This window comes from Pseudomonas sp. St29 (assembly GCF_001547915.1).
Taxonomy (GTDB): Bacteria; Pseudomonadota; Gammaproteobacteria; order Pseudomonadales; family Pseudomonadaceae; genus Aquipseudomonas.
Genome location: NZ_AP014628.1, coordinates 1,119,147 through 1,138,298, shown reverse-complemented (window position 1 = coordinate 1,138,298; position 19,152 = coordinate 1,119,147). Strand labels below are relative to the sequence as shown.

Annotated in this window: 15 protein-coding genes; 5 read left to right on the top strand and 10 right to left on the bottom strand. The window is 64.8% G+C overall.

From position 1 onward, the window contains the following. Positions 1–2: 2 nt before the first annotated feature. The gene (locus tag PST29_RS05110) at positions 3–1,514 is read right to left on the bottom strand and encodes an efflux transporter outer membrane subunit (RefSeq protein WP_060842527.1); all 1,512 of its coding nucleotides are present in this window, start codon (positions 1,512–1,514) and stop codon (positions 3–5) included. 266 nt (positions 1,515–1,780) lie between these two features. Between PST29_RS05110 and PST29_RS05105 the strand changes: the two genes are divergently transcribed. Beyond that, positions 1,781–2,749, top strand: a complete 969-nt coding sequence (locus PST29_RS05105) for a LysR family transcriptional regulator (RefSeq protein ID WP_060837620.1) — start codon at positions 1,781–1,783, stop codon at positions 2,747–2,749. A 312-nt stretch (positions 2,750–3,061) separates the two neighbouring features. Beyond that, positions 3,062–4,036 (top strand): 2-hydroxyacid dehydrogenase, encoded by a 975-nt coding sequence (locus PST29_RS05100; RefSeq protein ID WP_060837619.1) that lies wholly within the window; start codon positions 3,062–3,064, stop codon positions 4,034–4,036. Positions 4,037–4,126: 90 nt separating this feature from the next. Here the strand turns inward: PST29_RS05100 and PST29_RS05095 are convergent, their stop codons facing one another. Further along, on the bottom strand, positions 4,127–5,074 hold the full coding sequence (locus PST29_RS05095; protein ID WP_060842526.1) for a DMT family transporter: 948 nt from the start codon (positions 5,072–5,074) through the stop codon (positions 4,127–4,129). A 156-nt stretch (positions 5,075–5,230) separates the two neighbouring features. Between PST29_RS05095 and PST29_RS05090 the strand changes: the two genes are divergently transcribed. The 3 genes from PST29_RS05090 (at position 5,231) to PST29_RS05080 (ending at position 8,697) form a co-directional block, all read left to right on the top strand. After that, positions 5,231–6,124: an AraC family transcriptional regulator gene (locus PST29_RS05090; RefSeq protein ID WP_060837617.1), complete on the top strand. Its 894-nt coding sequence runs from the start codon at positions 5,231–5,233 to the stop codon at positions 6,122–6,124. Positions 6,125–6,542: 418 nt separating this feature from the next. After that, the gene (locus PST29_RS05085) at positions 6,543–7,817 is read left to right on the top strand and encodes an OprD family porin (protein ID WP_060842525.1); all 1,275 of its coding nucleotides are present in this window, start codon (positions 6,543–6,545) and stop codon (positions 7,815–7,817) included. 268 nt (positions 7,818–8,085) lie between these two features. Then, a complete protein-coding gene (locus PST29_RS05080; RefSeq protein WP_232513200.1) occupies positions 8,086–8,697 on the top strand; it encodes an acid phosphatase in 612 nt (203 codons plus the stop codon). A gap of 34 nt (positions 8,698–8,731) precedes the next feature. Here the strand turns inward: PST29_RS05080 and PST29_RS05075 are convergent, their stop codons facing one another. The 8 genes from PST29_RS05075 to PST29_RS05040 form a co-directional block, all read right to left on the bottom strand. Next, complete coding sequence (locus PST29_RS05075; RefSeq protein WP_232513199.1) at positions 8,732–11,086, bottom strand: TonB-dependent siderophore receptor; 2,355 nt, start codon at positions 11,084–11,086, stop codon at positions 8,732–8,734. 359 nt (positions 11,087–11,445) lie between these two features. Next, entirely contained in the window at positions 11,446–13,149 is a 1,704-nt protein-coding gene (locus PST29_RS05070) for a bifunctional metallophosphatase/5'-nucleotidase (protein WP_060842522.1), read from the bottom strand. Positions 13,150–13,282: 133 nt separating this feature from the next. Further along, complete coding sequence (locus tag PST29_RS05065; protein WP_060837612.1) at positions 13,283–13,927, bottom strand: MotA/TolQ/ExbB proton channel family protein; 645 nt, start codon at positions 13,925–13,927, stop codon at positions 13,283–13,285. A 28-nt stretch (positions 13,928–13,955) separates the two neighbouring features. After that, positions 13,956–16,196 (bottom strand): TonB-dependent receptor family protein, encoded by a 2,241-nt coding sequence (locus PST29_RS05060; protein ID WP_060837611.1) that lies wholly within the window; start codon positions 16,194–16,196, stop codon positions 13,956–13,958. 43 nt (positions 16,197–16,239) lie between these two features. After that, entirely contained in the window at positions 16,240–17,007 is a 768-nt protein-coding gene (locus PST29_RS05055) for an energy transducer TonB family protein (RefSeq protein ID WP_060842521.1), read from the bottom strand. Between the two features lie 4 nt (positions 17,008–17,011). Then, a complete protein-coding gene (locus PST29_RS05050; protein ID WP_060837609.1) occupies positions 17,012–17,419 on the bottom strand; it encodes an ExbD/TolR family protein in 408 nt (135 codons plus the stop codon). A 168-nt stretch (positions 17,420–17,587) separates the two neighbouring features. Continuing rightward, the gene (locus PST29_RS05045) at positions 17,588–18,577 is read right to left on the bottom strand and encodes a FecR family protein (protein ID WP_060842520.1); all 990 of its coding nucleotides are present in this window, start codon (positions 18,575–18,577) and stop codon (positions 17,588–17,590) included. Continuing rightward, a complete protein-coding gene (locus PST29_RS05040) occupies positions 18,574–19,152 on the bottom strand; it encodes an RNA polymerase sigma factor (RefSeq protein ID WP_060842519.1) in 579 nt (192 codons plus the stop codon). Before PST29_RS05040 ends, PST29_RS05045 begins: the two co-directional genes overlap by 4 nt.

The window sequence follows — 19,152 nt, the reverse complement described above, 5'->3', positions numbered from 1 at the left end:
CTTCAGTGGTCGAACACGGCCAGGGCCGCGGGGGTCTTGGGTGCCTGGGTGCGGTTTTCCGCGGGGACGTCGCGGCCGGCTTCCAGCCCGCCGCCCAGGGCCGTCACCAGGTCCGCCTGGGCGGTCAGGCGCGCGGCCTGCACCTGCTGCTGGATCTGCTGCTGGTGAAACAGCAGGCTCTGGGCGTTGAGCACATTCAGGTAGTCGGTCAGGCCGCGCTGGAAGGCCACGGTGGCGATGTCGTAGGTCTTCTGCGCCGCGGCCACCGACTCGGCGGCGAAGGCTTGCTGCTTGTCCATGGACTCGCGGCGGATCAGCTGGTCGGAAATGCTTTTCAGCGCGTCCACCAGGGTCTGGTTGTACTTGGCCACGGCCATGTCGTAGCCTGCCGCGGCTTCGCCCAGCTCCGAGCGCAGGCGGCCGCCGTCGAAGATCGGCAGGCTGATGGCCGGGCCGACGCTGTAGTTGAGCTTCTTGCCGGTGAGGAACTCCAGGGCGCCGCCGCCAGTGGCCATGAAACCGATGCTGCCCACCAGGTCGACGTTGGGGTAGAAGCCGGCGTGGGCCACATCGATGCCACGGGCCTGGGCCGCCACTTGCCAGCGGCTGGCGACCACGTCGGGGCGCTGCCCCAGCAGTTCGGCGGGCAGGGCCGAGGGCAGTTTCAGCGCGGCGCCCAGGGACAGGCTCGGCCGCTGCAGTTGCGCGCCCTCTCCCGGGCCCTTGCCGGCCAGGGCCGCCAGCTGGTTGCGGGTCAGGGCGATTTCTTCGTCAAGGGCGTCCAGCTGGCGATGGGTTTCCGGCAGCGGCGCCTCGGCCTGGCTGACTTCGAAATGGGTGCCCAGGCCGCCGTCCAGGCGCCGTTGCGCCAGTTCGAGAATCTGTTGCTGCTGCTTCAGGGTGGCGGCGACGATATCGCGCTGGGCGAAGTGCAAGGACAGCTGGATATAGCTGCGCACCACGTTGTTCACCAGTTCCAGCTGGGCCTGGCGGGCTTCGGCCACGCTCATGTGGGCCAGGTCGACGGCGCGCTCGGTGTTGTTGCTCTCGCGGCCCCAGAGGTCCAGGGCATAACTCAAGCCCAGGGCGGCGTTGTTGTCCCAGGTGGTGGTGTTGGCCAGGGCGCCGGGGCCGTAGAACTGATCGGTGGGCCAATTGTGGCGCTTGAGGGTGGCGTCGCCCTTGATCTGCAGCGACTCGGCCGACTCGGCGATACCGGCCAGGGCCTTGGCCTGGCGCACCCGGGCGGCGGCCATGGCCAGGCTCGGGCTGCCTTGCATGGCGAGGCTGATCCAGCGGTTCAACTGCGGGTCGCCGTAGGCCTGCCACCACTGGGCGCTGGGCCAATGGGCCTCTTGCGCGGCGCTCTTTATCGCCTCGTCGGTGGCCAATGTATTAGCGGGAAGTGTCTTGCCTTGTGGGGCAATGCCTCCGGTTCCGATGCAGCCGCTGATTGCTAACGATAAAGCCCAAACACTGAGGGTCTTGAACCCTCTGCTGATGCGACGCGGCACTGCTGCGAATTCCTGAAGATCGGGGGGGAGTATTTCTCTCGTGGAAGTCGGCCGGCCAGCGCAGCGATACGCCTGCTACACCGCGTTGCGCGGATCGCCGGCACGCCGACTCCTACGGATCGGCGCAATTCTAGGGGGCGGCCGGGGCGGCGATAAGCTGGGATTCCTGTGAATCTTTGTTACCGTAAACGCGATAATCCCTTGGTCGCCTATCCAAGCCCCCGTAACTTCGTGTCACAATTTGCCATCTCCCCAGAGAGCACCCCATGGACACTTTGCAAAACATGCGCGCCTTCAGTTGTGTGGCCGAAGCCGGCAGTTTCACCGCCGCGGCGGTGCAACTGGATACCACCACGGCCAACGTCTCGCGCGCAGTCTCCAATCTTGAGGCTCACCTGCAAACCCGCCTGCTCAACCGTACCACCCGCCGTATCGCCCTGACCGAAGCCGGCAAGCGCTACCTGCTGCGCTGCGAGCAGATCCTGGCCTACGTCGAAGAAGCCGAGGCCGAGGCCAGCGACGCCCACGCCCGCCCCGCCGGCCAGTTGAAAGTGCACACCATGACCGGTATCGGCCAGCACTTCGTGATCGACGCCATCGCCCGCTACCGCAAATCGCACCCGGACGTGACCTTCGACCTGACCATGGCCAACCGCGTGCCGGACCTTCTGGACGAGGGCTACGACGTGTCCATCGTCCTGGCCAGCGAGCTGCCGGACTCGGGGTTCGTCTCCCAGCGCCTGGGGATCACCTACAGCATCGTCTGCGCCTCCCCGGCCTACGTGAAAGCCAACGGCTGCCCGCACAAACCCAGCGACCTGCTGAACCACGCCTGCCTGCGCCTGGTGAGCCCGGTGATTCCCCTGGAGAAATGGGCCTTCGACGGCCCGGAAGGCCAGGAAATGGTCACCATCAACAGCTCGCCGTTCCTGGTGAACTCCGCCGACGCGATGAAGACCGCGATCATCAGCGGCATGGGCATTGGCGTGCTGCCGGTGTACGCCGCCATCGAAGGTTTGCGCAACGGCACCCTGGTGCGCGTGATGCCCCAATACCGCTCCCAGGAGCTGAACCTGTACGCCATCTACCCGTCGCGCCAGTACCTGGACGCCAAGATCAAGACCTGGGTCGAATACCTGCGCGGCTCCCTGCCGGAGATCCTTGCCGCGCACCAGGCGGAACTGGCGGCCTATGAACTGAGCGGCAGCCTCACTGGCGCACGCCTGGCCAATTGACCGCCGGGGCACTCCCCAAACCACCGTCCCCACCTGTAGGAGCCGGCTTGCCGGCGAAGAGGCCCGCCAGCCTCAGCACCGCCTTCGCTGGCCAGCCAGCTCCTACAGGATGTACGCGGCTCCCACGAACGACGCCCGCCCCCCTTAGGAGCCGGCTCGTCGGCGAAGAGGCCCGCAAGTTCTGCGCAAATCTGGAAACCGATTTCGCTGGCAAGCCAGCGCCTACACAGGCCAGCGCCGGCAGGCTTTGGCGGCGGCGGCAAAAATGTTAGCTTGCTTGGCATTCTCTCCCGCCTGACGAGTCTTCCCGCAATGAAAAAGACGGTACTTGCCTTCAGCCGCATCACCCCCGAGATGACCGAACGCCTGCAACAGGACTTCGAGGTCATCGTCCCCAACCCCAAGCTGGGGGACATCGCCGCGCAGTTCAATGAAGCCCTGCCCCGGGCCCACGGCCTGATCGGCGTCGGCCGCAAGCTGGGGCGCGCGCAGCTGGAAAACGCCGCGCAGCTGGAAGTGGTGTCGAGCATCTCGGTGGGTTACGACAACTATGACCTGGCCTATTTCAACGAACGCGGGCTGATGCTCACCAACACCCCGGACGTGCTCACCGAAAGCACCGCCGACCTGGCCTTCGCCCTGCTCATGGGCAGCGCTCGCCGGGTGGCCGAGCTGGATGCCTGGACCAAGGCCGGGCAATGGCAGGCCAGCGTCGGCCCGGCGCTGTTCGGTTGCGATGTGCACGGCAAGACCCTGGGGATCGTCGGCATGGGCAACATTGGCGCGGCCATCGCCCGCCGTGGGCGTTTGGGCTTCGGCATGCCGATCCTCTACAGCGGCAACAGCCGCAAGGCGGCCCTGGAGCAGGAACTGGGCGCACAGTTCCGCAGCCTGGAGCAACTCTTGGCCGAGGCGGATTTCGTCTGCCTGGTGGTGCCGTTGAGCGAACAGACCCGGCACCTGATCAGCCACCGCGAACTGGCCCTGATGAAACCCAGCGCGATCCTGGTGAACATTTCCCGCGGGCCGGTGGTGGATGAGCCGGCGTTGATCGACGCCTTGCAGAAGGGCCAGATCCGCGGCGCCGGCCTGGATGTGTACGAGAAAGAGCCGTTGGCAGAATCGCCGCTGTTCCAGTTGAAGAACGCGCTGACCCTGCCGCACATCGGCTCGGCCACCCATGAAACCCGTGACGCCATGGCCGAACGCGCCATGAGCAACCTGCGCAGCGCCCTTTTGGGCGAACGCCCGCAGGACCTGGTCAACCCGCAAGTGTGGAAGGGCTGACCACCCACTGCCTATCACCCCCTGTAGCCGCTGCCGAGCCTGCGAGGCTGCGAAAAGGTCCGCAGGACCTTCAGCGATAGCCCGGCAGCATCAGGTCGCCTGGTTTTGCGACGGCTGCGCCGCCGTTCGCAGCCTCGCGAGCTCGGCAGCGGCTACAGAGGCTGGCACAGCCTTGGGTTTACGGAACACCAGCACGTTGCCCAGCATCACCAGCACCAGTCCGGCCAATGCCGGGGCGGTCCACTGATAGCCTTCGGCAAAGGCCGAGACGTTCAGCGCCACCACCGGGAACAGCACGGTGCAGTACGCCGCCCGCTCCGGGCCCATGCGCCCCACCAGGGTCAGGTAGGCGGTGAAGCCGATCACCGAACCCGGTATCACCAGGTACAGCAGCGAGCCGATGTAGCGGGTGCTCCACTCCAGGTCGAAGGCAATGCCCTGGGCCAGGCAATACACCGCCAGCATCGTCGCGCCGTAGGCCATGCCCCAGGCATTGGTGGTCAGCGGCTTGAGCCCGGCTTTCTGCTGCAGGCTGGAGAGCATGTTGCCCGCCGAGAAACACAGGGTGCCGAGCAGGGCCAGGCCCAAGCCCAGCAGGGTTTGCGGGCTGGCGCTGTGGCCTGCCAGTTCGGGCCAGAACAGCAGCCCCAGCCCGAGCAGCCCCAGGCCGCCGCCGAGCAACACGTTGCGGGCGATCTTCTGGCCGAAGAACACTCGCGCATTCAGGGCGTTCCACAAGGTCGCGGTGGAAAACACCACCGCCACCAGGCCACTGGGAATCCACTGGCTGGCGTGCAGGAAGCACATGAAGTTGATGCAGAACAGGCACAGGCCCTGGGCCAGGCAGATCAGGTGGCCACGGCGGTTCATCGGCTGCAGCGTGCGGCTGAGCAACAGCAGGACGAACAGCACCAGGGCCGCCAGGGCGAAGCGATAGACGATGGACACCGGTATCGCCACCACCCCCAGTTGCAGTTTCAGGGCGATCCAGGTGGTGCCCCAGATCAGCACGGTCAACAGGTACAGCGATAGGTTCATGGCACGACTCCTTTATAAGGCGTGCAGTGTCATGCCCGGCAGATGAGGGGCGCTTGCACAAACTTGCGCTTTTTATCAGCCCGGGGCTGGCAGCGCAGGGGCGACGGAGTAGCATGCGAAACACCGGCAAACGGACCTTTGATTGACGCCCCCACCATGCCCGCACTGGATACCCTGCAAGTCTTCCAAGCCTTGAACCGCTCGCCCCATGCTCGCCTGGAGCACAGTGCCGAGCTCGGTGACGGCTTGTCCGCGGCCTTGTGGAGCAACCATCACGACGCCCAGGAATATCAGGCGCCCGGCCACCACACCCTGTCTTGCTACCTGGCCGGCGGCACCGGCACCTTTCGCCGCGATCAGCCGGGCAGCAAGGGCGCCCCGGGCAAGCTGTGCATCCTGCCCGCCGAGCACCAGTCGGCCTGGGTGATCAACGGCGATATCCGCCTGGCCCACGTGTATTTCAGCCCCGAGCAGTTCGCCCTCGGCTGCGTCACCCTGCTGGACCGCGAGCCCCGGGACATGCACCTGCGCGAGAGCACCTTCGTCGACGACCCCGAGCAGACCCGGCGCTTCGCACAGTTGGTGCGCCTGAACTGGGACGAGCCCGGCGAGCGCCTGCTGACCAGCAGCCTGGCCCACGAGATGCTCAGCCACGCCCTGCTCAATCAAGTGGGCCCGCGCCAGGGTGTCCGGCTCAAGGGCGGCCTGGCCGCGCACCAGCGCCGCCTGCTGGTGGACTACATCGACAGCCAGCTGGACGCGCCGCTGAGCCTGGGCCAGCTGGCGGGGTTGTGTGCGCTGTCGGAATACCACTTCGCCCGCATGTTCCGCGCCAGCTTCGGCCTGCCGCCCCATCAATATGTGCTGGCCCGGCGCCTGGTCCGGGCCCGCTATCTGCTGCGCCACAGCGCCCTGCCCCTGGGGGAAGTCGCCCTGGCCTGCGGCTTCTCCAGTGCCAGCCACTTCACCAACCGCTTTCGCCAGGCCCTGGGCGGCACGCCCGGTGACTACCGGCAGGCGTTCCAGCGCCAAGGTTCGGACTACCGATAAGCCACCTCCGCTGGCCCCTTCTAGCGGCAAAACCCGCGCCGACACGTCCGAATCCGTAAGTGACCAAAGTTCCTTACTTAAACAAGACAACTCTTACAACCCAATTAAACAACTCCTACACGCCCCTCCATAAAAGAGCACTTTCAATAAATACTTATATGACAACCAAAAACATAAACAGGTAATAATTTTAAAGTTTCAGTTACCACTTCATTCACAGAGCTGATGATTCTTGTTTAACCCCAGCCCCAACTTACTCTTCCGACTTTGAATCCCGGGCATTACGCAAAGATTCAACATCCCCATACCCACAACACACCACTCACAACTTCGATCAACTCAAACCAACCGGCAACAACTCAACACGTCATTCGTCAATCGCCTGACTCCAAAAACAACAAGAACAGAGGACGATGCAATGCTTTCAAGAAACTGGCCACGACAATGGGTCAAGCGCTCGACCCTGATGTGTGCCTCGATGCTGGCCATTCCGGTCAACGCCGAACTGCTGGGCGACAGCAGCGCTCGCCTGGAACTGCGTAACTATTACTTCAATCGGGACTATCGCGAAGGCACGGCCCCGAGCCGTGAAGAATGGGCGCAAGGTTTGCTCTTGCGCCTGGACTCGGGGTTGACCGAAGGTGCCATCGGTGTCGGTGCCGACGCCATCGGCATGCTCGGCATCAAGCTCGACTCCTCGCCTGGCCGAACCGGCACCGGGCTGCTGAAGGTGGCGCGCGATGGCCGGGCAGAGGATGACTATTGGAAACTGGCCCTGGCCGGGAAGCTCAAGACCGGCAAGACCCTGTTCAAGTTCGGCGCGCTGGTGCCACCGGTACTGCCAACCTTGAAACCCAACGACGGCCGTCTGTTTCCGCAAGTTTTCGAAGGCGGGCTGCTGACCTCGAATGAAATCGAAGACCTGGAATTGACCGCCGGGCGCCTGAGCCGGGTCATGCAGCGCAACGCCACGCACTACACGCCACTGACCTTAAGCCCCTTGAACCGGCGCTTTCAGGGTCAGGGGGCCACGGCGGAACACTTCGACATGGCGGGCGTCGACTATCGGTTCAACAAGCAATGGCTGGCGCGTGTGCATGTCGCCCAACTGCAGGACATCTACCGCCAGCGGGTCTTCACCCTGGTCAACAAGAGCCCCTGGGGAGCGGGAACATTCAGCAGCGATCTGCGCTTGAGCCTGATGAACGACTACGGCGATGCCAAAGGCGGCAAGATCGACAACCGCGCCCTGCAGGGACTCATCGGCTATGCCTATGAAGGCCACAGCCTTGGCCTGGCTTATCAGCGAATGTTGGGAGACACCGGTTATGCCAACATCCTGGGCGCCGATGCCAACTTGATCAACTTGTCGGTACTGGGTGACTTCGCCAATGCCAAGGAACGCTCCTGGGCACTGCGTTATGGCTACGATTTCGCCAGCCTGGGCTTGCCGGGCCTGAGTTTCAACAGCCGCTATATATCCGGCAGCCATGCCCAGATCACCGGCAGCCAAACCATTGGCAAATCATGGGAGTTGGATAACGAACTGCGTTACGTCGTACAACAAGGCCCGCTGAAAAACTTGAGTGTGCGCCTGCGCACCGCGAACTATCGCTCCAACTATGCCAAGAACTTCATTCGTGACACCGATGATACACGGCTGATGTTCAATTACGCCTGGAACTTCAAGTAACCCAACTAGCAGACCCCATGTAGCGAATCAAACTCCTAGAGGTGATATCCACATGCAACGCCTACTATCGAAATGTTTGGCCGGTGTATTGCTTTCAAGCCTGATCCACCCAGCCGTGGCCCAACAACACAGCCAAACGGACAATGTCCCGGAGTTCCGACCCGGTTACTTGATCGGATATCTGAAACAGCAGGATCTGCCCAATAGTCTTGCGCTGTTACCGCCACCTCCCGCGGTGGGCTCACAAGCCTTCGCGCTGGACCAGAGCATGGCTGAAAAAAGCCAGGTCTTGCGTGGCAGCAAACGCTGGGCGCTGGCCATCAGCGATGCCAACCTGAAGTTCCCCGCCGCCGCAGAGACGTTTTCCTGTGCGCTGAATGCGCCCATCAGCGAACAGCAGACACCTGCGCTGTACAGAGTCTTGCGCCGGACCCTGACCGATGCCGGGCTGGCCACCTATAGCGCCAAGAAGCGCTACCAGCGCACACGGCCCTTCGTCTACAACCAGCAGCCCAGCTGCACCCCGGAAGATGAGGCCAAGCTCGCCGCGGATGGTTCCTACCCGTCGGGCCACAGCGCCATCGGCTGGGCCTGGGCGCTGCTGTTGAGCGAACTGTCCCCCGAGCACGGCGACGCGCTCTGGGCCCGTGGCCGGGCCTATTCGGAGAGCCGCATGGTGTGCAACGTGCATTGGTACAGCGACGTGCGTGAAGGGCGCGAGATCGGCGCGACCACCGTGGCACGCTTGCACACCGATCCGACCTTCCAGGCCGACTTCGCCGTCGCCCGGCAAGAGCTGCTGGCCGTCCGCGCCAAGGGCCTGACCGCCAGCGGCGACTGCGCGGCACAAGCGCAAGCCCTGGCACTGGGCGCCGACTAAGGCGCCACGGCCAGGCCCGGGATCAGGGTGCTCATCAGAACTCCAGGGTGCTGGACAGCGACACCTGACGGGCATCCCCCATGGACACGAAGTACTTGCTGGCCGACGAGGTGTAGTAGGTCTTGTCGAACAGGTTCTTCACGTTGAGCTGGAACTTGACCTTCTGCCCTTCGACCCGGGTGTCGTAGGTGGCGAAGGCATCGGCCACGGTGTAGCCCGGCAGGTCGAAGCTGTTGGGCGCGTCCCCGGCGCGCTGGCCGACATAACGGGCCCCGGCGCCGACCCGCAGGCGGTCGCCGCCGATCAGGCTGCCGAAGTCGTAGACCGCCGACAGCGAGCCGCTGTTCTTGGCCACGTTCTGCAACTGCTTGCCCTTGTACTGGGTGTCCTTGGTCACTTCGGTGTCGGTGTAGGCATAGCTGCCGATCAGGCTCCACTGATCAGTGAGCTGCCCGGTCAGGTCCAGCTCCAGGCCCTGGGAGTGCACTTCACCGGCCACGCTGGTGACGGTCTCGGTGGCGGTGGCCGTGGACACCAGCACATTGCGCTTGGTGATGTCGAACAGCGCCGCGCTGGCGGTGATGCGCCCGGGGATGTCGAGCTTGGCTCCCAGCTCCCAGGACTTGGCCTCTTCCGGGGCGATGGAACCGTCCAGCACCGCGGTGCCGCCGGCCAGCTGGGCGATGCTGGAGTTGGGTTTGAACGACTCGGTGTAGCTGCCGTAGAAGGACAACTGATCGGTGTAGCGATACACCAGCCCGGCACGGGGCACGAACTTCTGCCCGTTGCTGTCGGTGTTGGCGTGGAATGGCCGGCCCTTGCCGGCGTACTGGTCGTATTCCTGGAAGCGTCCGCCGCCCACCAGGATCCACTGGTCGGTGAGGTGGATGGCGTCCTGGAAGAACAGCGAGTCGCTGCGCAGCAGGTCGGTCTGGTCGCTGTCCGGGGCGCTGACCGTGGTGCCGGCCACTTCCCGACCGTAGACCGGGTTCAGGTAGTTGAAGGTGGTGCGGCTTTTCTGCCGGATCAGGTCGGCGCGATAGATCTTGCGGTACTCGTCGTCCAGGCCGAACACCAGGTCGTGCTGCATGCCGCCCAGCTGCACCTTGCCTTCCAGGCTGACGGTGGCGTAGCGGTCGGTGGTCAGGGCGTTCTGGGTGCCGTCCATGCTCCGGGTCAGGGTGCCGTTGGGGTTGACCGCGGTCAGGCGCACCTGGCTGGCGTCGTAGGTCTCGCGGTTCCAGCTGTAGCCGAAGTGGGCTTTCCAGTCGTCGCTGAGCTCATGATCGACTTCAAGGCGATACAGGTCCGAGCGCCCTTCCATGTTGTTGAACGGCTCGTCCAGGCGCCGGGTGGCCGGAATGTCCAGCGGGTGGTTGGTCTTGGGATCGATGGCGGTGCCGCGATCGAACGGGGTGAGGAACTCGCGGTGCTCGTAGGCCAGCAGCACCCGGGTACTCTCGCCGTACCAGGCCAGGGACGGCGCCACCAGGGATTCGCGATGGGTGCCGAAGTTGCGCCAGTAGTCTTCGTCCTCATGGTCGACGATCAAGCGGTAGGCCAGCCCGGAATCGCCGAGCGGGCCGGTGGTATCGAGGCTGCCGCCGCTGCCGTTCTTGCCCGAGCCATAGGTCGAGCCGCGCACGGTCAGGGCCGTGGATTGCTGCAGCTCGGGCTTCTTGCTGACCACGTTGACCACGCCGCCCGGGTCCTGGATGCCATACAGCAGCGACGAGGGCCCCTTGAGCACTTCCACCCGTTCCGCCGTGGCATTGAGCGCCCGGCCCTGCACCACCGGCATGCTGTCGCGCATGATCGAGCCGTTGCGGTTGTCGCCGAAGCCGCGCAGCAGCACCGCGTCCTGGGTGCCGCCCAGGGTGTTGGTCTGGGTGATGCCGCTGACATTGGCCAGGGCGTCATCCAGGTTGCGCGGGGTCTGGTCCCGCAGTACCTGGGCTGGAACCACGTTGATGATCTGCGGGATCTCCTGGTTCAGCGCCTGGGAACGGGCCACCGAGGTGCTGGCCGGCGGCTGGTAGCTGGTGCTGTCGTCTGGCCCCTGGGTGGTGACCTGGGTCGCCTCCAGGTTCAGCCCGGTGCCGCTCGGCAAGGGTTCCAGGACCAGGGTGTGGGCGTCGCTGCGGCGGTAGCCGAAGCCGGAGTTGCCCAGCAGGCGCTGCAAGGCCTGATCGGCGCTGAACTGGCCGCTGAGGGCCGGTGCCGTCAGCGCATAAGGCGCTTCGTCGGTGTAGATCACACTGATCCCGGTGATCCGGGTGAAGTCGCTGAGGGCCTGGGGCAGCGGCTTGGCCGCGATGGAAAAGTTGAACAGCGCGCTGTGTTGCGCAACGCCGGACTCGCTCGCCAGCGCCACGCCTAGGGGCAGCATGGCCAACCCCGACACCACCAGCGCCGAGGCGCCGAACCACCGTTTGACCGAAGCGTTTGCCGCCGAATGTGCCCTGGACTTCATGCTTGAGACTCGCGTGTAAAAAAGCCGTGAATGCGAATTAGTCGCACTTTCAAGCACTACACGTAGCTCGAACGCCAAGACCTCACCTGATTTTTGAAAATATTTTCACGACGGCGAAAACGCCCCCCGCCCGATGCATCCCCTGTAGCCGCTGGCGCAGGCGGCGAACGGGCTGGGCGGTATTCCGACGAAGCGGTCGCGGCGGTGTAAAGATCGCCAAGCAAGGTCCTGCGGACCTTTTCGCAGCCTCGCAGGCTCGGCAGCGGCTACAAGCGTCAGTTGAGGCGCTGGATACGCCCGGCGCTGGTGCTGGAGCCCACAGGCCGGCCCTGCTGGTCCATGGCCTTGAGGTACTGCAGCATCGCGTCCAGGTCGCTGAGCCCGAGGTCGCTGCGGTTGCCCCCGCTCTTGAACAGGCTGAAGCGGTCGCCGCCATCGGCCAGGAAGCCGTTCATCACCACCCGGTAGTTCGCCTCGGCCTGCAGCGGCTGGCCATTGAGGCGCAGGCTGCCGGGCACTACGCGGCTGTCCGGCGGGCGCTTGGCGTCCCAGCGGTAACTGAAGCCCTCGGACACTTGCAGGATGTTGGCATCGTCCGCGCCCTTCCATTGCTGGTTGAGCACCTGCTCGATCTGCCGGCCCGTGAGGTCGAAGGCGATCAGGTTGTTGTTGAACGGTTGCAGGGTCGCCAGTTGCCCGTAGTTCACCCGGGTTTGCCCGGGCTCCAGGGCCAGGTCGCTGCGAATGCCACCGGTGTTCATGAAGGCGATCTGTGCGCCGTTGGCTCGGCCACCGGCCAGATGCGCGTCGGCGATCAGGTCGCCGATGGGCATTTCTCCGGCGGCATCGGCGCGCCGGGCAATCGGCGAGGCGGCGATCGCGCCCACCGGTTTGAGCAGCACCTGGTTGCTGCGCGCTTCGACCTGTTGCTGCAGCTGCGCCAGGGCCGGGTCCTGTGGATAACGGGCCGGATCGGCCAGCAGGTTGACCGCCTGGATGCTCGCCACCCGGTGCTGGCCCGGGGTCACTTGCAGGGTCAGGTGGGTCAGCAGGTGGCCGTATGAATGGCCCTGGGTCACCAGCAGCGGCCCGACCTGGCACAGGTAGCCCTGGTGCGAGTGGGCGCTGATCAGCACGTCCACCGCCGGGTCCAGGCGCTTGGCCACTTCGACGATATCGCCGCCCAGTTGCGAGCAGTCCGGCTTGTCGAACGGCTCCGGGGTCGAGCCGCCCTGGTGCACCACGGCGACGATGGCGTTGACTCCCTTGGCGTTGAGTTCGGGGATCAGCCGGTTGATGGCGTCGGCTTCATCGCTCACCTGCAGGCCGCGCATGCCCTTGGCGCTGACCACCGAGGCCACGTCCCGCAGTACCGCGCCGACAAAGGCCACCTTGACCCCGCGCACCTCCTCGATGCGATAGGCCGGCAACAGCGGCTGGCCGGTGTCGCTGTCCAGCAGGTTGGCCGCCAGGTAGGGGAAGCCGCTGCCCGGGTAGTTCGGGCGGAACTGGCAGGCCTTGTCCGGCCGCGACGACTGGCAGCCACCGTTGAGCTGGCGCAGGAACTCGGCCTTGCCGTTGTCCAGTTCGTGGTTGCCGATGGCGCTGAGCTTCATGCCCATCTGGCGCAGGGCCTCCAGGGTCGGCTCGTCGGCCCACATGGCCGACAGCGGCGGGCTGCCGCCCACCAGGTCGCCGGCACCGATGAACAGCAGCTGCGGATCCTGCTGGCGCAACTGGGTGAGCATGCCGCCCAGGGTGGCGATGCCGCCGGCCGCAAGCTTGCGCACCCCGCCCGGGGCCTGGGGGTCCTTGTAGCTGAAGGGGTTGGCCTGCAGGTAGCCGTGCAAATCGTTGATGGCGACGATGTTCACCGCCACCGGTTGCGGCTCGCGGGTCAGCGAGCTGCAACCGGCCAGGGTCACCAGGGCCAGGGTCAGTGCGCCCAGCAGCCGGGGCATGGGACGAAGACGGGACATGGAAAAAATCCTTGGAAAGTCGACGAAAAAAAAGCCGCTGGCCAAAGCTGTGAGGGGACGACCCGGGGGGCTGGACAACAGCACCGGTCCGGTCGTCGATCACAGCCTGCGCCAGCGGCGACAGGCTAGGCCATCAGGCCGGTTGCAGGCTGCCGTGGAGCGCTTGCGGTGCGGGCGGCGCCTTCAGCGCGGTGCCCATGCCGGCGCGCAGCAGCAGGATCTTCAGGTGGTCGGTGATGCGCTCGACCCGGTCCTGGAAGTGGTTGTGGAAGATCATGCTGCCCAGGGCAATGGCGATCCCCAGGGCGGTGGCGTACAGCGCGGTGCCGATGCCCTTGGACACTTCGCCCGGGTCGCTGACGCCGGTCTCGGCCAGGGCCTTGAAGGTGTCGATGATCCCCAGGATGGTGCCCAGAAGGCCCAGCAGGGGCGCGGCGGTGACCACGGTTTCCAGCAGCCACAGGCCATGCATCAGCTTGCTGCGGGTGGCGATGTAGATCGACTCGCTGAGGTCTTCCAGGTCCTTGTGGCTGGCCAGCCCCTGCTTGTGGGCAAACAGCTCGGCGACCATCTCCAGGGGCAGGCTGTTGCGCTGGCGCAGCTCGGCGGGCAGGTCGTCGACGCTGTGCATCTTCGGGTTGAGCACGCTCTCCAGTTTCTTCGCCTGGCGCAGGCTGAAACTGAAGTAGATGCCCCGCTCCACGGCGATAAAGGCGGCAATCGCGGCGGCGCCGTACATGGTGTAGAAGGTGATGTCGTGCAGCAGATTCATGTCCATCGTCATTTCCTCTTGGCCCCGAAGGGCATCAGAACCCGGCTTCCAGGGAGACCATCGCGGTGCGTTCCTCACCGACGTTGTAGTAGGCGGTGCTCGGCGCCAGGCCGTTGGTGCGCTGGGTGTTGAACGACACGGTACGGGTCGAGGCCAGGTATTCCTTGTCGAACACGTTGAGCATGGAGAAGCGCAGGGTCGCGGACTTCAGCACCTTCTTGTCCACCGGCAGGTGGATACCGGCGTTGAGGTCGACCACGGTGCGGCCGGCGATCTTCTCGTCGTTGGTCAGGTCGCCGTAGAAGGCGCCGACGTACTTGCCGACGACGTTGCCGTAGTAGCGCGAGTCGTCGTAGCCCAGGCTCAGGTTGAACATGTTTTCCGGCACGTTGGCCAGTTGCTTGCCGGAGGTCGGCAGCAGCACGTTCTTGTTGGTCAGGTCGTCCATCTGCTCGGACTTGGTGTAAGTGTACGAGGCGTAGTAGTTGAAGTCGTGGGGCAGCTTGCCGCTCCACTCCAGCTCCAGGCCGCGGTTCTTCACTTCGCCGACGTTGGCCACGACGTAGTCGCCGTTGAGGTCGGTGGTGGAAATCTGCCGGTCCTTGAAGCTGATGTAGAACAGGGTCGCGCTCAGGGCCATGTTCTCTTCGCTGTAGCGCCAGCCCAGTTCCTGGTTCCAGCTCAGCTCGGGTTTCAGGCTGATGGAGTCGCCCTTGTTGTAGAGCACGTAGTTGGGCGGTGTGCGCATGTTGCGAGTGACGTTGTAGAACGCCTGGTTGTTCGGGTCCACCTGGTACTTGGCGTTGAAGCTGGGCAGGAACTGGTGGTACTTGGCGTCGCGTTTTTCCGGCTTGTCGGTGAGGCTGCCGAGGTTGTTGCCGTCGCGTTCCACGTACTGGTAGGCCAGGGCTCCGGTAAGGGTCAGGTCCGGGGTCGCCTGCCAGGTGTCCTGCACCCAGAGCTTCTGTGCCGGGGTCACGGTGTACTGGTGACGGCCCTGGACCGTGACGCCGTTGCGGTCCACCAGTTGGTCGGAACCGTTGTAGTCGCCCCAGACATTCTCCGGAGCACCGTTGCCCTTGATGCCGATGAAGGGCTGGGTCTGGCGCTGGCGGGCGCGCTCGTACCAGTAGCCGACGTCCAGGCTGTGCTCTTCGTTGAGATCCCACTTGAGCTTGGTGGTCATCCCGGGGCGCCAGGTTTCGGTCCACGACGGCCGGTAGTAGGTGCCGGCAGGCAAGCCGGCCAGGTCGTAGTTGCCGGCCTTGTTCGAGCTGGCGGACAAGCTGGTGGCGGTCTGGCCGCTGAAGCTGCCGCCGTTGGACCACACGTAGTAGGGGTTGAAGGTCAGGCTCAGGTCGTCACGCAGCTGAAAGCGCTGGGTCAGCGAAGCGGTCACGCTCTCGAAGGGGTTGCGGTTGAGCTTGTAGGACTGGGACACGCTGCCGTTCTTGAACACGGTGCTTTCCGAGTAGTCCAGGCGCCGGCCCTGGTTCTGGAACTGGGCCTTGCTCAGGCTGTTGTAGTTGTAGTTTTCCTGCAGGTTGTACTTGACGATGGCGTTGGTGGAGTTGCCGTTGCCGTCTTCGAACAGGGTGTTCCACTCGACCTTGTCGGCACGCAGCGTGCCCTTGCCGCGCCACTTGTCGCCCTCGGTGTGGGACGCCGAAACCCAGGTCTTGAAGCCGCCCAGGTCACCGGTATTGAGCCGGGCGAAGCTCTTGCGCACGTTGTTCGAACCGATGGACTGCTTGGCGAACACGCCAAAATCCTTGGTCGGGCGCACGGTCACCAGGCCGATGTTGCCGCCGCTGGAGCCGATGTGCGGGCCGTCGGCCTCGGACGAGCCCTGGGTGACGAAGACTTCGCTGAAGTTCTCCGGGTCGCCCATGAGGTTCGGGTAGATGCTGTAGTCCCCCGAGTCGTTGATCGGGAAACCGTCGGCGGACAGCCCCACCTGGTCGGAGTTCATCCCGCGCATGGTGAAGTTGGTGCCGCTCAGGCCCGTGGCGTCGGTGCTGGAGACGTTGATCCCCGGGGTGTACTTGAGCTTGTCCACGGCGTTGGCGGTGGGGGCCATCTGGTCCATGGCTTCCTTGGTCACGGTGGAGCGCCCCTTGGCGCTTTCTTCCTTGATCATGTGGCCGTTGCCCAGGGTCTGTTTACCGGCAACGTTCACCGCACCGACGTCAACTGTATCTTCGGCCAGAACCAATGGCGCAAAACTGCCCAGGCCCGATGCCAGAAGCAGGGCATAAAGTTTATTGATCTTCACGGGTCAATCCCTTGCTTACAACTTTCGTTAATAGGTGATGGGTTTATTCCACGTTGTAACTAAAGGTCGCGGTAAAACGTTGCTTGTTCTTGCCGGAGAACGCGTCCGAGGGAAACGGTGAAACTTTCTCCACGCGGCGCAAACTGGTTTGCGCGGCGCGATTGAGCAACATGTTCGGCGCCTTGTTTTCGATGCCACTGTCGAGCACGTTGCCGGCCCGATCGACTTCCAGCCAGATCACCACATCGCCCTGGGGACGTTGCAACGAGGCCTCGCGGCCGCTGGGGTATTGCTTGTGCTTTTCCAGTTCCTTGCGCAAAGCGGCGGTGTACAGGCTTTCCTTGATGGCACTGCTGGGCGCCGCGGGTGCGGGGGCCGGAGCAGGTACGGCGGCCGGTGGCGCCACCGGCTTGGGGGCGGCGGCCACCGCGGGCTGCGGCGCCACCGGAGTGCTCTGGGCCACGGCGGCCGGGGCCGGCTTGGGCGGCTGCGGCTTGGCCACCAGCGGCTTGGGCGCCGGCGGTTTGGGCTTGACCACCGGCTTGGGCTTGGGCGGCTCGATCACCAGCGGCTCTTCCTCGGGCACCACCTGCGGCGGCTCGGGCTCGACCGGCAGCGGCTCGGGTGGCGGCGGTGGCTCGGCAGCGGCCAGCAGTTCGGCGGCATCGACCAGGGCAATTTCCACCGTGCTTTCGTCGTACACCGGCTTGATCTGCAACTGTTGCAACTGGCTGGTATAGATCACCAGCAACAACAGGCCAGCCGGCAGCAGGCACGCCAGCCACTTGCGTGTTTTATATAAGGCGAACATGGCGTCAGGACTTGCGTGTAGCGATGGAGACGGAAGAGAAGCCATTGCCCTTGAGCAAGTCCATCACCGACACCAGGCGCTTAACTTCCACGCCCTGATCGCTATTGATAATGATCACCAACTTTTCACTGCCGTTATTCAGCACTTTGAGTTGGGCCAACAGTGCCCCTTCATCCAGGTCCTGTCCGTCCAGTTGCAGACGTTCCTGCAGACCCAGGGTAATCACCGCCTTGTTTTGTGGCTTCAACTGTTGCGCGGTGCTGGCCACCGGCAACTGCGTCTTGATTCCCACGGCGGGAATCACGTTGAGACTGATGAGTACGAAGAACACCAGGAGAAACATCATCACATCGATCATCGGAATGATTTCGATGTGGGCCTTCTTCTTTTTAGCGACATCCCAGCTGCGCATCGTCTTGCTCCCGCTTCAGCCTTCCCTCCCTTGTGAGAGCTGAATCACAACCCTCGCCGATCCTGACCATGTGCTCAGGAATGCGCAGATGATCCGCGCCCCATGTAACGTTTTGGTGACAGAACGGTGTGATCTCGATGAATGTTCGGGAGCTCTGGGACGGGCCTTTCAGCGCAGGACCAGGAGTCGGCCAAAGAGCTGGTGCTGCTCGAAGCCCAAGACGGCCTGCAGGGAATCGAGGACCGCTTGCGGGTCCTTGCTGGAGAAACTGCCGCTGACCCGGCGCGCCGCCAATTCGTCGTTGAGCAGCACGATGCGCCCGGGGAAATAGCGCCGCAGGTCGGCCACCACCTCGCCCAGGGGCGCGTGGTAGTAGTTCAGCCAGCCCTGGCGCCAGGCCAGTTGCGCCTCACTGTCGACGCTGTGCAACGGGGTCGCCGCAGCATGCCCGTAGGCCACTTGCTGGCCGGCGCCGAGTACCTGCTGCGCCGCGCCCTGGGCCGCCGTGACCCCGACCCGCCCGGACAGCACCGTGACCTGGGCCCCTTGCGGTTGCAGGCGCACTTCGAACTGGGTGCCCAGGACCCGCGTCTCGCCCTCCCCGGCCGCCACCACGAAGGGCGCGCCGGTGTGGCTGACACTGAAGAACCCGGCGCCGCGGCGCAGTTGCACATGCCGCTCGCCGCCGCTGAAATCCACGGCAATGGCGCTGTCGGCATCCAGGGTCACCTGGCTCTGGTCGGCCAGGGTCACGGTGCGCACCTGGCCCGGCGCGGAAACGTAGTCGGCCCCCAGGTCATCGACCCAGCGCCCGGGCTGCCAACCGGCGCCCAGGGCCACCGCCAGCACCAGGCTGGCGGCCATGGCCAGGCCCGCCGACCAGCGTCGTCGGCTCCGGGCGCGGGCGCCATCCATGGAACGCAGCAGGCCTTGCAGGGCCAGGGCATCTTCATCGGCCAGGGTGCGCGCCGGCTGTTCGCTCAACTCCCACAGCACCTGGGCCTGGGCATAGGCCTCGATGTGCGCGGGGTCGGCCTGCAGCCACTGGCTGAACGTCGCCTGATCACCGCTGCTGGGCTGATCGTGGAGCAGGCTCAGCCAGGCCAGGGCCGCCTGTTCCTGGGCGGGCGTCGGGATAACGCGGGAGCGGTGGTTCACGGTGCATTCCTTGGCGTGCGCGGGGTCGAGGGGTCCCGCAGGCTGGCCTTGCAGGCTTCGAGGGCGCGCATCATGTGTTTTTCCACGGCGCTTTGGGACAGGCCCATGACCTTGGCGATCTCGGCGTACTTGCGCCCATGGATGCGGTTGAGCAGGAAGATCTGCCGGGTGCGTTGCGGCAGGCTGCGCAGGGCGGCCTCGACATGGCGCAGATCGTTGCCGGCTTCCAGGGCGGCCTGGGGCTCGCAGCCCTGGTTGTCCTGTTGCTCCGGCAGCCAGCCTTCGCTGACCCGCACCCGCGCGCCCTCGCTGCGCAGGTGATCGATGGCGATGTTGCCGGCGCAGCGCAGCAGGTAGGTGCTGAGTTCTTCGACCTGCACCAGCGGCCGGCGCCAGAAGCGCAGGAACAGGTCCTGCACCAGATCCGCGGCGGTGGCCCGGCAACCGACCCGGCGGCTGACCAGGGCTTCCATCTGCGCGCGCTGGGACAGGAACACCTGGAGAAAATGCGCGCGACTGCCCCGCAGATCGGGGTGATCCAGATCGGAGGGTTCCGGTGGCAGGGTGCTCATCAT